16 protein-coding genes are annotated in these 12402 nt (G+C 63.6%); 4 read left to right on the top strand and 12 right to left on the bottom strand.

The window, feature by feature from the left end:
• Positions 1 to 64: 64 nt before the first annotated feature.
• From PSH94_RS08850 to ccmA, 10 genes are all read right to left on the bottom strand, one after another.
• Positions 65 to 460, bottom strand: a complete 396-nt coding sequence (locus PSH94_RS08850; protein WP_305437151.1) for a hypothetical protein — start codon at positions 458 to 460, stop codon at positions 65 to 67.
• Positions 457 to 1668: a c-type cytochrome biogenesis protein CcmI gene (gene ccmI, locus PSH94_RS08845; RefSeq protein WP_305437149.1), complete on the bottom strand. Its 1212-nt coding sequence runs from the start codon at positions 1666 to 1668 to the stop codon at positions 457 to 459. Before ccmI ends, PSH94_RS08850 begins: the two co-directional genes overlap by 4 nt.
• The gene (locus tag PSH94_RS08840) at positions 1661 to 2134 is read right to left on the bottom strand and encodes a cytochrome c-type biogenesis protein (RefSeq protein ID WP_253511569.1); all 474 of its coding nucleotides are present in this window, start codon (positions 2132 to 2134) and stop codon (positions 1661 to 1663) included. Before PSH94_RS08840 ends, ccmI begins: the two co-directional genes overlap by 8 nt.
• The gene (locus PSH94_RS08835) at positions 2131 to 2667 is read right to left on the bottom strand and encodes a DsbE family thiol:disulfide interchange protein (protein ID WP_253511565.1); all 537 of its coding nucleotides are present in this window, start codon (positions 2665 to 2667) and stop codon (positions 2131 to 2133) included. The genes PSH94_RS08840 and PSH94_RS08835 overlap by 4 nt, the downstream gene beginning before the upstream one ends.
• Complete coding sequence (locus PSH94_RS08830) at positions 2664 to 4652, bottom strand: heme lyase CcmF/NrfE family subunit (protein ID WP_305437147.1); 1989 nt, start codon at positions 4650 to 4652, stop codon at positions 2664 to 2666. Before PSH94_RS08830 ends, PSH94_RS08835 begins: the two co-directional genes overlap by 4 nt.
• A gap of 3 nt (positions 4653 to 4655) precedes the next feature.
• On the bottom strand, positions 4656 to 5111 hold the full coding sequence (ccmE, locus tag PSH94_RS08825; protein ID WP_034096632.1) for a cytochrome c maturation protein CcmE: 456 nt from the start codon (positions 5109 to 5111) through the stop codon (positions 4656 to 4658).
• The gene (ccmD, locus tag PSH94_RS08820) at positions 5108 to 5284 is read right to left on the bottom strand and encodes a heme exporter protein CcmD (RefSeq protein WP_305437145.1); all 177 of its coding nucleotides are present in this window, start codon (positions 5282 to 5284) and stop codon (positions 5108 to 5110) included. Before ccmD ends, ccmE begins: the two co-directional genes overlap by 4 nt.
• The gene (locus PSH94_RS08815) at positions 5281 to 6036 is read right to left on the bottom strand and encodes a heme ABC transporter permease (RefSeq protein ID WP_181081601.1); all 756 of its coding nucleotides are present in this window, start codon (positions 6034 to 6036) and stop codon (positions 5281 to 5283) included. Before PSH94_RS08815 ends, ccmD begins: the two co-directional genes overlap by 4 nt.
• 70 nt (positions 6037 to 6106) lie before the next feature.
• Positions 6107 to 6775, bottom strand: a complete 669-nt coding sequence (ccmB, locus tag PSH94_RS08810) for a heme exporter protein CcmB (RefSeq protein ID WP_034096629.1) — start codon at positions 6773 to 6775, stop codon at positions 6107 to 6109.
• Positions 6772 to 7407: a cytochrome c biogenesis heme-transporting ATPase CcmA gene (gene ccmA / locus PSH94_RS08805; RefSeq protein WP_305437143.1), complete on the bottom strand. Its 636-nt coding sequence runs from the start codon at positions 7405 to 7407 to the stop codon at positions 6772 to 6774. Before ccmA ends, ccmB begins: the two co-directional genes overlap by 4 nt.
• Before the next feature lie 201 nt (positions 7408 to 7608).
• On the opposite strand from ccmA, the gene PSH94_RS08800 reads away from it, so the two are divergent.
• Both PSH94_RS08800 and PSH94_RS08795 read left to right on the top strand, forming a co-directional pair.
• Positions 7609 to 9186, top strand: coding sequence for a flagellar hook-length control protein FliK (locus PSH94_RS08800; protein ID WP_305437142.1), 1578 nt, complete (start codon positions 7609 to 7611; stop codon positions 9184 to 9186).
• Complete coding sequence (locus PSH94_RS08795; RefSeq protein ID WP_253511547.1) at positions 9183 to 9512, top strand: EscU/YscU/HrcU family type III secretion system export apparatus switch protein; 330 nt, start codon at positions 9183 to 9185, stop codon at positions 9510 to 9512. Before PSH94_RS08800 ends, PSH94_RS08795 begins: the two co-directional genes overlap by 4 nt.
• Before the next feature lie 105 nt (positions 9513 to 9617).
• On the opposite strand, the gene glp is transcribed toward PSH94_RS08795, so the two are convergent.
• Together glp and moaB are read right to left on the bottom strand one after the other, a co-directional pair.
• On the bottom strand, positions 9618 to 10844 hold the full coding sequence (gene glp, locus PSH94_RS08790; protein ID WP_253511544.1) for a gephyrin-like molybdotransferase Glp: 1227 nt from the start codon (positions 10842 to 10844) through the stop codon (positions 9618 to 9620).
• Entirely contained in the window at positions 10828 to 11367 is a 540-nt protein-coding gene (moaB, locus tag PSH94_RS08785) for a molybdenum cofactor biosynthesis protein B (protein WP_181081595.1), read from the bottom strand. Before moaB ends, glp begins: the two co-directional genes overlap by 17 nt.
• Positions 11368 to 11443: 76 nt before the next feature.
• Here moaB and mobA point away from each other — a divergent pair, with 76 nt between their 5' ends.
• Positions 11444 to 12046: a molybdenum cofactor guanylyltransferase MobA gene (gene mobA, locus PSH94_RS08780; protein ID WP_266248626.1), complete on the top strand. Its 603-nt coding sequence runs from the start codon at positions 11444 to 11446 to the stop codon at positions 12044 to 12046.
• An 80-nt stretch (positions 12047 to 12126) separates the two neighbouring features.
• Positions 12127 to 12348, top strand: a complete 222-nt coding sequence (locus PSH94_RS08775) for a YgdI/YgdR family lipoprotein (protein WP_034096622.1) — start codon at positions 12127 to 12129, stop codon at positions 12346 to 12348.
• Positions 12349 to 12402 lie beyond the last annotated feature (54 nt).

Raw genomic sequence — 12402 nt, 5'->3', positions numbered from 1 at the left:
GATCTCAGGTGTTTGGAGGAATGGATTCCAAGAGAAAAAAAAGCGACCCGAAGGTCGCCTTTTGTCACTGCGCGTACTGCTTACTCAACCCCGGCGGCACGCCTTGTACATTGGTTTCTTCCCACGGCCCATTGGGGCTGATGGAGCGGCTCCAGCCGTTGTTCCAGCGGTAGTAGGTGCGCTGGCGGTAGAAGGTGTCGGGTTGTTCGTCCAGCACATACACCTGCATCTTGCCGTCCCAATGGCTGGCGGCGCCCGGTGGTGGGGCGAAGGTCGGCGACTTGGTCGGCAGCGGTTTCGGCGGTGGGGTGACCGGGCCGGACGGTTTGGTGCTGGGCTGGGTCGACGGGCCCGACGGTGGGATGGTCGGCCCGGTCGGCCCAGGCGGTGGCCGGTGGACCGCACAGGCGCTCAGGCCCAATACCAGGCTGAGCAAGGTGATACGTGCGAATGCGGTCATGGCGTTTCCTCGAATGACTTGTCCGGACTGTCGATGGTCAGCTGCTGCAGCGCAGTGGTGGAGCTGGCCAGGGGTTGGCTGCGGCCGATCCACTCGCCGGCGGTCGGTTGACCGGCCCGGGATATGCGCGCAACCAGTTGGACTTCGGGGAAGTTGGACAGTTTCAACTGCGGCATCATCGCATCGGCATCGCCCAGTTCGACGGTGATCGGCAACTCCGCTACGGTGACACGCTTGGCCGCCAACGGCGCCGGCGGGCCACTCACGGCACGGGCGAAGATAAATACGCTGTCACCTGGCTGGGCCTTGGCCTTCACCTCGGCGGACACAGCCACGCGCACTTTCAACGTCGCTGCCTGCTTCGCCTGGGCGACGGTGCCGCCACTTTCCTTGAGTTTTTGCGCGGCGCGGTCGATACCGCCTTGCAGCGCAGCGCGGGAATTGTCTTCGGGCGGCAGTTGCGCCAGCAGACGGCTCCAGTAGTCGATAGCTTCCTGATAGCGCTGGCCTTCAAACGCGGCAATACCCAGCAGGCCGAGGCTGGTGACTTCTTTCGGGTCGAGCTTCAACGCCTCGTCCGTCAACGCCTGGACCTTCGGCGACCATTGTTTGTTGTCGGCAAAATACTGGGCCTGAGCCCACTGGCCGAGCAGTTCCGGCTGGCGACCGGCCAGGGCGACGGCACGCTCGAAGACCTTGGCCGCATCGGCGGAGCGGTCCTGGGCCATGTAGGCCCGACCGAGGAAGTACAGGCCTTCGGCCGAATCCGGCTGGGCGGCGGCGGCGCGTTCCAGGCGCTGGGTCATGTCTTGCAGGGACACCGGCGGCTGGGCAAATTCGCGCGTCAGTTCCACCTTGTCGCTGGCACCGAAGTGCAGGTACAAGCCCAGGCCCAGCACCGGCACCAGAAACGCGGCCAACAACGGCAGCGGTTTGCCCAGACGCGATTCGCGGGGGGTTTCCACGCCTTCGGTGTCGGCCAGCAATTCGCGGGCGGCTTCGGCGCGGCCGGTGTCCAGTTGTGCGGCGTCGAGCACGCCTTCGGCCTGCTGGGTCTGCAGTTCGGCCACGCGCTCTTGGTAGAGCGCCACATTCAGTGCGGTGCGATCCTCCTCGCGCTGGGCACGACGGCCGCGCAGCACAGGGATCAACAGGAAACTCAGGGCAACCAGAAGCAGCAAGCCTGCTGCGAGCCAGAAATCAATCATCAGTGGTTTTGTCCAGCAGGTGGTCGAGGCGTTGGCGCTCTTGCGGGGATAGCGCGTCGGAGCCATCGGTAGGTGCGGCGCGGCGGCGGCGGACGATCACGGCCATCACCACCACACCGCTCAGCAACAGCGCGGCGGGGCCAAACCAGAGCAGCGCCGTCTTGCCGGTCAGCGCCGGTTTGTAACGTACGAAGTCACCGTAGCGGTCGACCATGAAGTCGATGATCTGCTGGTTGTCCTTGCCCTCTCCCAGCATGCGGAAGATCTCTTTGCGCAGATCGGCGGCGATGGGCGCATTGGAGTCGGCGATGTCCTGATTCTGGCACTTGGGGCAGCGCAGTTCCTTGGTCAAGTCGCGAAAACGCTCGCGGTCGGCGTCATTGGCAAACTCATAGGTGTCGATGGCGGCGTGGGCGACGCCGGCCAACCCCAGTGCCAATACGGCAGCGGCTAACAGGCGCTTCATGGCTTGGCCTCATCGACCAGGGCCTGGTACTTGGCGGCCAGTTGCTCGCGCCATACCACGTCGTCGATCACGCCGACATATTTGTCGCGGATCACGCCCTTGGCGTCGATGAAGAAGGTTTCCGGGGCGCCGTAGACGCCCAGGTTCAAACCGAGGTTGCCGTCTTCATCACGGATATCCAACTGATAGGGGTTGTGAAACTCGGCCAGCCATTTGAGCGCCGCCGCGTTGTCGTCCTTATAGTTGATGCCGTAGATCACCACACCGCGCTCGGCCAGTTTGTTCAGCACCGGATGCTCCACGCGGCATGAGATGCACCAGGTGCCCCACACGTTGACCAGCGCGGGCTTGCCCAGCAGGTCGGCACGGGTCAGGGTTTTATCGCCCTGCACGGTGGGCAGGGAAAATTCCGGGAACGGCTTGCCGATCATCGCTGACGGCAGTTCGGCCGGGTCGAGGTACAAGCCGCGATACAGGAACACCGCCACCACCAGAAACGCCGCCAGCGGCAACACCATCAACCAACGCTTCATACCGCCGCTCCTTGCAGGCCGAGCGCTTCACGCACGCGGCTCTTGACCTTGACCCGATAACGCCGGTCCAGCGCGGCCAGCAACCCACCGAAACCGGTGAGCAGGCCGCCGAACCAGATCCAGCGCACGAACGGTTTGACATGCACCCGCACCGCCCAGGCGCCGTCACCCAAAGGTTCGCCCAGCGCCACATAGAGGTCGCGGGTGAAACCGGCGTCGATACCGGCCTCGGTCATCATCGAACTCTGCACGGTGTAGAGGCGTTTTTCCGGGTGCAGCACGGCGACTTCCTTGCCATTACGGACGACGCGCACGGTGCCTTTGTCTGACGTGAAGTTCGGCCCTTCGAAGTGTTTGGCGCCTTCGAAGATAAAGTGGTAACCGGCCAGGTCCATGGACTCGCCCGGCGCCAGGCGCAGGTCGCGCTCGGCGCTGTTCTGGCTGGAAAGCACCACGCCGAGGGCGCATACGGCAATGCCCAGGTGCGCGACCTGCATGCCCCAGTAGCTGCGGGTCAACGCCGGCAAGCCTTTGATCAGGCCTTTGTGGCGGGTCTTGTCGATGATGTCGCGCACGCCGGCCAGCAGCACCCAGGCCGCGAGCAGGAACGTGGCCAGCACCGCCCAGTTGAAGTCGCCGTAGGCGATGCCGGCGATCACCGCCAAAGCCACGCTGCCCAGCAGCACCGGCATCAACATGCCGAGCAGCCATTTCACCGGGGTGTCTTTCCAGCGCACCAGTACCCCGACCGCCATCACCACCATCAACAGGCCCATCAATGGGATAAACAAGGCGTTGAAGTACGGCGGTCCCACGGACAGCTTGGCGCCGCTCAAGGCATCCAGCACCAGCGGGTACAACGTGCCGAGCAGGATCATCGACGCGGCCACCACCAGCACCAGGTTATTGCCCAGCAGCAAGGTCTCCCGCGACCACAGGTTGAAGCCCACCTGGCTCTTGACCACCGGCGCGCGCAGGGCGAACAGGGTCAGCGAACCACCGACCACGAACAGCAGGAATATCAGGATGAAAATGCCGCGCGCCGGGTCGGACGCAAACGCGTGCACCGAGGTCAACACGCCCGAACGCACAAGGAAGGTGCCCAGCAGGCTGAGAGAAAATGCGGCAATGGCCAACAGCACGGTCCAGCTCTTGAACACACCGCGTTTTTCGGTGACCGCCAGCGAGTGAATCAGCGCGGTGCCCACCAGCCAGGGCATGAACGAGGCGTTTTCCACCGGGTCCCAGAACCACCAGCCACCCCAGCCGAGTTCGTAGTAGGCCCACCACGAACCGAGGGTGATACCAATGCCCAGGAAGGCCCAGGCGACGATGGTCCACGGCCGCGACCAACGCGCCCAGGCCGCGTCCAAGCGCCCACCGAGTAAGGCGGCGATGGCGAAGGCGAAGGCCACCGAGAAGCCCACGTAGCCCATGTACAGCATCGGTGGGTGCACGATCAGGCCGATGTCCTGCAGCAGCGGGTTGAGGTCACGGCCATCCACCGGCACCTGCGGCAGGATGCGGCTGAACGGGTTGGAGGTCATGATCAGGAACAGCAGGAAACCGATGCTGATCATGCCCATCACCGCCAGCACCCTGGCCAGCATGATTTGCGGCAACTGGCGCGAAAACACCGACACGGCGAAGGTCCAGCCGCCGAGGATCAGCGCCCACAGCAGCAACGATCCTTCGTGGGCGCCCCACACGGCGCTGAACTTGTAGTACCAAGGCAGCGCGCTGTTGGAGTTATTCGCCACATACGCGACGGAAAAATCGTCGGTCATAAAGGCGTAGGTCAGGCAGCCAAATGCAAACAGCAGGAATGCAAATTGCCCCCACGCAGCCGGCTGCGCCAGGCTCATCCACAGGCGATCACCGCGCCAGGCGCCGAGCAACGGCACCACGGCCTGGACCATAGCCAGGCACAGCGCAAGGATCATCGCCAATTGGCCAAGCTCCGGAATAAACAATGCGGACGTCATGGTTCAGCCCTCCTTTGCGGGTGCAGGGGCGGACTGGCCGCTGTCTTTCAAGGCTTTGGTGACTTCCGGCGGCATGTACTTTTCGTCGTGCTTGGCCAGCACTTCGTCGGCCACTACCACACCGTCGGCGTTGAGTTTGCCCAGGGCGACGATGCCCTGGCCTTCGCGGAACAGGTCCGGCAGGATGCCGCGGTAGGTGATGGTCACGGCTTTATTGAAGTCGGTGACTACAAAAGTGACGTCCAGGGAATCGCCGGAGCGTTTCAGCGAGCCCTTCTCCACCATGCCGCCGGCGCGGATGCGCGTGTCCAGCGGCGCTTCGCCATTGGCGATCTGGGTCGGCGTGTAAAACAGGTTGATGTTCTGCTGCAGGGCGCTCAAAGCCAGGCCGACGGCAATGCCGACGCCGACCAGGATGGCAAGGATGATTAACAGACGCTTTCTACGCAGCGGATTCACTTTTCGCTCTCCCGGCGCAGACGACGCGCCTCTTGTTGCAGGTAACGCTTGCGCGCCAGGATCGGCGCGACGACGTTGAGGGCCAGCACCGCCAGGCAGATGCCATAGGCCGTCCAGACATACAGGCCGTGATGGCCCATGGCGAGAAAATCGCCGAAAGAACTGAAACTCATCCCCGCGCCCCCAGGCAGCTTTGTACTTCGGCCTTGACCCAACTGGCGCGGGCCTCGCGCTTGAGTACTTCAAGGCGCATGCGCATCAGCAACACCGCGCCGAAGAAACAGTAGAACCCCAGCACCATCAACAGCAGCGGCGCCCACATTTCCACCGGCATCGCCGGTTTTTCAGTGAGGGTGAAGGTGGCGCCCTGGTGCAGGGTGTTCCACCACTCCACCGAGTATTTGATGATCGGGATGTTGATCACGCCGACGATTGCCAGCACCGCGCAGGCCTTGGCAGCGCTGTCACGATTGCTGATCGCGTTGCCCAGTGCAATCAGACCGAAGTACAGGAACAGCAGGATCAACATAGACGTCAGGCGTGCATCCCACACCCACCACGAACCCCAGGTGGGTTTGCCCCAGATCGCACCGGTGACCAGCGCCACGGCGGTCATCCACGCACCGATGGGCGCGGCGCATTGCAGGGCCACGTCGGCCAGTTTCATTTTCCACACCAGCCCGACGATGCCGCACACCGCCAGCATCACGTAGCAGGATTGGGCCAGCATCGCGGCAGGTACGTGAATATAGATGATGCGAAAACTGTTGCCCTGCTGATAATCCGGCGGCGCGAAGGCCAGGCCCCAGACCAGGCCGATGCCGATCAGCACGGCGGCGAAGAGGCTCAACCACGGCAGCAGCTTGCCGCTGATGCCGTAAAACCATTTGGGCGAGCCGAGCTTGTGAAACCAGGTCCAGTTCATTGCTGTTTCTCACGGTTGCTTCTTGTCGTTGCAAGAAGCGTAGGGTCTTTACTGGCTGAGCCAGACCTCATTATTCACCGACGCTGATCTTCAGGCCGGCGGCTATCGCAAAAGGTGTCAGGGTTACCGCCAGGGCGGTCAGGCTGCCAAGCCACAGCAGGTAACCGGTCGCCGGCATGCCCATCAGCGCGGCTTGCAAGGCGCCGCTGCCGAGGATCAATACCGGGATGTACAAGGGCAGAATCAGCAGCGCCAGTAACAGCCCGCCGCGCTTCAATCCCACCGTCAGCGCCGCGCCCACCGCCCCCAGCAGGCTGAGGACAGGTGTACCAAGCAACAGGCTCAGCAGCAGGATCGGCAGGCATTCGACGGGCAAGCCCAGCATCATCGCCAGCAGCGGCGAGAGCAAGACTAGCGCCAAGCCGGAAAAAGCCCAGTGTGCCAGTACCTTGGCCAGCACCAGAAGTGGCAACGGGTGCGACGAAAGGACCCACTGCTCCAGCGAGCCGTCTTCGAAATCACTGCGAAACAGCCCGTCCAGCGAGAGCAGGACGGACAACAGCGCCGCTACCCACACCAGTCCCGGAGACAAGGTTTGCAACAGTTTAGTCTCCGGACCGACCGCCAGCGGGAACAACGCAATGACGATGGCAAAGAACACCAGCGGGTTGGCCAGTTCGGCCGGGCGACGGCATAACAGACGCGCTTCGCGCGCGACCAGCAGGGCGAACACGCTCATAGCGACCACCGCCCGAGGTCCAGCTCGCGGTAACCGGCAGGCACTCGCGTCAAGCTGTGGTGCGTGGTCAGCAGCACCAGGCCGCCCTGCTCGCAATGCCGGGCCAGGTGTTCTTCCAACTGGGCCACGCCTTGTTTATCCAGGGCAGTGAAGGGCTCATCGAGAATCCACAGCGGCGGGCCCGGCAAATACAGACGCGCCAATGCGACACGGCGCTGCTGGCCGGCGGACAAGGTGTGACATGGCACGTCTTCGAAACCCTTGAGGCCGACGGCGGCCAACGCTTGCCAGATGGCCTCGCGGGACGCGGGGTGATGCAGCGCGCTGAGCCAACTGAGGTTTTCTTCAGGGGTGAGCACATCTTTAATACCGGCGGCATGGCCGATCCAGATCAGATTGCGCGCCAATTCGCCGCGCTGCGCGTTAAGAGGCTTGCCGTTGAGGCGCACTTCACCGGCCGTGGGTTGCATCAACCCGGCCAGCAGGCGCAGCAGGCTGGTCTTCCCGCTGCCATTGGGGCCACTGACCTGCACCATATCGCCGGCCGCCAGCCGCAGATCGAGGCGTTCAAACAGCAGGCGCAGGTCGCGCTCACAGGCAAGCGCTACGGTTTCAAGAAGAGGGCTGGTCAAGAGATCGCGGGCCTTTACGGTTCAAGTCGGCGGTGCTGCGGCCGTTAAAGAGGAATGCACAATAGCGGCTTTGGCGACCGATTTTAGAGAGCTGGATCAAATAGTTGTGAGGTTTTTACCGCTCTCTTTGAAGACGGGCGGCATTATACATGCGATGCCCTAGGCTAAAGAGGGCAATTACCCTTAGAGACGATGCGTGCAATGACCGGCGAGATCAACCTTCCTACGCTACCTCCTGCCACGGCGACCGGCCCGGCATCGCCGCCGGCCGCCGGGGCATTGCTGAAACTGCTGGAGCCGCAGATCGGCTTGATCGATCCGGGCAAGACCGCGAACGCCGAGGTGATCGCCCTCAAGCAAGGCGGCGAGGCTTTTCAATTGCTGCTCAAGCTGACCCTCGATGGCGGTCGCCAGACCCTGGTACAAGCCAGCAGCCCGCAACCGTTGCCGCTGGGCAGCAATGTGGCGGTCAGCCAGACCTCTGCCGGCAACCTGGCCTTGAGTCTGCAGCAAGCGTTGAGCGCCAACGTTGCGGCGCTGACGCGCATCGATACCAGCAAAATTCCCGAAGGCACCCTGCTGCAGGCCAAAGTACTGACCACCCAGGTGCTGCCGCAGGGCACCACGCAGCCGGCGATCTACCGCTCGCTGGTCACGGTGCTCAGCAGCGCCATGGCCGGTGCGACGCTGACGGTGGAAAGTCCTCAACCATTGCGAGTGGGCAGTCTGCTCAGCGCGGTGGTGCAGAACGCGCAAACCCTTAACTTCGTGCCCTTGAGCGAGTTCAAGGATCAACTGGCCGTCACGCAGCAGCTGTCGGTCCAGCAAAATCGCCAAGGCTCGTTGGATGTGCTGTTCACGGCATTGCAGAGCCTGCCGCGCGGCGACAGCACCTCCGCCGACCTGCGCGCCGCCGCCGACCGCCTGTTGGCCGCCCTGCCGGACCTGGCGCAGGTGAGCAATCCCAAGGTGCTTGCCCAGGTGATTCAGAACAGCGGCGCCTTCCTGGAGGCCAAGCTGCTGGCCGGGCAGAACCCGCAGGTGCCGCCCCTGGATATGAAAGGTGCGCTGCTGCGGCTGGTCGCCGACCTGGTCCCCGCCCTGCCCGCCAGCACCAACCTGAATGCCATCCTGGCAGCCAACACCCTGGCCCAGGTGCTGCCGAACTTTGTGCGCAGCCCGCTGAACACGCTGGGTCAGCTCAGCGCACGGCAGGCACCGGTGAGCTTCCCGCTGCCCGAGCGTCTGATGGGCAAACTGGAAGGCGAAGGCGACCTGGAAAACCTGCTGCGCCTGGCCGCAGGGGCCATTTCCCGCTTGCAGAGCCACCAGTTGTCGAGCCTGGAGCAAACCGGCACCACCGCCGATGGCCGCCTGCAAACCACCTGGCAGTTGGAGATCCCCATGCGCACTCTGCAGGACATCGTGCCGTTGCAGGTCAAGTTCCAGCGTGAAGAACCGGCGCCGGACAAGGATCAGCCCGAACGCAAAGCCAATAAGGACGCCAAGCAGATGCTCTGGCGCGTCGAGCTGGCCTTCGATATGGAACCACTGGGACCGTTGCAGGTGCAGGCGCAACTGACCCAGGGCAAGCTGTCCAGCCAACTCTGGGCAACACGGCCATTCACGGCGAGTTTGATCGAAAGCCATTTGGGCAGTTTGCGCGAGCGTCTGGTGAGCTCGGGTCTTAACGTCGGCGACCTCGATTGCCACCTGGGCACGCCACCACGGGGGCCGAAAACCGGACTGGAGCAACGCTGGGTGGATGAAACCGCATGAAAAACACCGAATCATCACGCCAGGCGATTGCCCTCAAGTACGACGGCCAGCAGGCGCCAACGCTCACCGCCAAAGGCGACGATGCGCTGGCCGAAGCCATCCTCAAGCTGGCGCGGGAAAACGAAGTGCCGATCTATGAAAACGCCGAGCTGGTAAAACTGCTGGCGCGCATGGAACTGGGCGACAGCATCCCCGAGGAGTTGTACCGCACGATTGCCGAGATCATCGCGTTTGCCTGGACATTGAAAGGCAAGTTCCCGGTGGGATTTGACCCGCATGCGGGGCCGGTGGAGCGGGATGTGACCGAGCGTGGCGACGATTACTGAATAGCAAGCCGTCATCGGGGGCTTGCCCGATGGCAATGATTCAGCCACCCATAAGTCACTGATGCTCCTCTATCTGAGGCCCCCTTCCCACATCTGCCTTTTTATTCAGTTGAGGACTTCGCTCAGGGGGATGAAGTTGACTCGATCCCCCACGTTAAGCGTCGTGCCTTCCACTACCTCCACAAATCCCTCGGCCCACGCCGCGCTGCGCAGCACACCGGAACTCTGGTTGCGATAGATGACCGCGCGGCCCTGCTCAATGCGCCCGCGCAGGTACTCGCGGCGGTTGCCCGGCTTGGGCCATTCGAAACCCACCGGCACTTCGACGCGCAACGGCTCCACGTCGACCACGCCTTGACGCCGCAGGATGTACGGTCGCGCCAGGAGTGCAAACGTCACCAGAGTCGAGGCTGGATTGCCTGGCAACCCGATCACCGGAACGCCGCGAAAATGCCCGAACGTCAGCGGCTTGCCTGGCTTGATCGCCAGCTTCCACAGCGCCAGTTCGCCCTCTTCACGCAGGGCGATGCCCAGGAAGTCAGCCTCCCCCACCGACACGCCGCCGGTAGACAGGATCAGGTCTACGCTGCCCAGCCCGGCGAGGCGTCCTCGGGTCTGCTCCAGATCGTCGGGAAGAATCCCGGCATCGATCACTTCACAGCCCATCCGCGCCAGCCAACTGCAGAGCACGCGGCGGTTGCTGTTGTAGATCTGCCCCGGTCCCAGGGGCAGGCCCGGCTCGATCAGTTCGTCGCCGGTGGACAGCACCGCCACCCGTGGACGCCGCACCACGGCCAGACGGTCGCAGCCCAGGGACGCGGCCAGGCCCAGCTCGATCGGGCCCAGGCGCGTACCCGCGTCGAGCACGGTTTCGCCGACCGTGGTTTCCTGGCCTTGAGGCCGGATGTTCTGGCCCAGGTGCAAGGGCTCGCTGAAACTCACGCGCTCATCGGCGTGGACCAGCGCATTTTCCTGCATCTCCACACAGTCGGCGCCGGCCGGCACTGGCGCACCGGTGAAAATCCGCGCGCAGGTGCCGGCCGCCAGCGGCTGCGGCGCCTGACCGGCGAAGATGCGCTGGCTCACCACCAGCGGCTCGCCGGTCCAGTCCGACAGGCGCACGGCATAGCCGTCCATGGCACTGTTGGGCCAGGGCGGCAGGTCGAGGGTGGAGATCAGCGGCTGCGCGAGCACGCGGGCGTCGCATTCGCCCAGGGGCAACGTCTCCTGCGCGCGGATCGGCGTGGCGTCGGCCATGTCCAGCAACTGTTGCAGGGCCTGCTCTACGGGCATCAGGGCGCCGGTCTTGCCGGGCTTACCCACGGGATTCACAAGGTTCAGCCTGCTTGAGATGCGCAACGAAATTGCACGGGCGATGACGGTTGTCCAACTGCTCGCCGAGGATGCCGTCCCACCCGGTGCGCACCGCGTTGGTGGAGCCCGGCAGGCAGCACACCAGGGTGCCGTTGGCCAGGCCGGCCAGGGCGCGGGACTGCACGGTGGAAGTGCCGATATCGGCCACGGAGATCTGGCGGAACAGTTCACCGAACCCGTCGACCTGCTTGTCCAGCAGGCAGCTCACCGCTTCTGGCGTGCTGTCGCGGCCGGTAAAGCCGGTGCCGCCGGTGATCAACACCACTTGCACCACGTCTTCGGCGATCCAGTGGGCAACCTGGGCGCGGATCTTGTAAAGGTCGTCCTTGAGCAGCACACGCTCGGCCAGGCGATGGCCGGCGGCGGTCAGGCGGTCGACGAAGACCTGGCCCGAGGTATCGGTGTCCAGGGTGCGGGTGTCGCTGACGGTCAATACAGCGATATTCAGGGGTACAAAAGGCGCATCAACCTTGGCTTTCATGGCACGGTCCGGTTGTCGAAGAAACAGCCCAGTGTTATATCACAGGCCCTCCTTTGCCTGCCGCTGTGGAACCACCATGTCCCTTGATTGCTGCCCATTGCCCTGTTCGATTCTGTTGTTGGCCGGTGGCCGCGGCCAGCGCATGGGCGGCCAGGACAAAGGCCTGCTGACCTGGCGCGGCCAGCCGCTGATCGCGCATGTGCACGGGCTGGTGCGCGGGCTGACCGATGACTTGATCATCTCCTGCAATCGCAACCAGGACCGTTATGCGGCCTATGCCGATCGACTGGTGAACGACGACAGCGCGGACTTCCCCGGCCCGCTCGCCGGTATCCGCGCCGGGCTCGCCGCTGCGCGCCACGGGCACCTGCTGGTGTTGCCCTGCGATGTGCCGCACCTCGACGCGCGCCTGCTGACCGATCTGCGTGACACGGCACGACGCACCCCGCAGTCGCCGGTGATGGTGCGCCATGGGGAATTCTGGGAGCCGTTGATCTGCATCATCCCGACTCACCTCAAGAACGCGGTAGAACAGGCCTGGCAGGCCGGCGAGCGCAGCCCGCGCAAAATTCTGCTGCAGCTGGGCGGCGTGGGCCTGGAATGCCCGGCCAATGATCCACGCCTGGCCAACTTGAACACACCCGAACTGTTGCACCAGAAGTCTGACGTGTCAGAATGAACTTTCGTACAAGGAACTTTGGCGACGCCTTACGCGTCACAAGGTCAGCAATTTCAAAGAATTCTCTCGGAGACACACCCATGACTCAACGGACCATCGCCGCTTTCATGCTCGCACTGGGCCTCGCTACCCTCGCCGGTTGCGCCTCGCCTACCGTGATCACCCTGAATGACGGTCGTGAAATCCAGGCCGTCGACACCCCGAAATACGATGAAGACTCGGGCTTCTACGAATTCGAACAGCTGGACGGCAAGCACACCCGGATCAACAAAGACCAGGTTCGCACCGTTAAAGACCTGTAAGTCTTAAACGTCTGCCCACAAGGCCCGCCTCGCGCGGGCCTTGTCGTTTTCGCC

The sequence above is a fragment of the Pseudomonas sp. FP2254 genome, from assembly GCF_030687695.1.
Taxonomy (GTDB): Bacteria; Pseudomonadota; Gammaproteobacteria; order Pseudomonadales; family Pseudomonadaceae; genus Aquipseudomonas; species Aquipseudomonas quebecensis.
The sequence above is the reverse complement of the archived record's forward strand: the minus strand, read 5'-3'. Positions and strand labels throughout refer to the sequence as shown.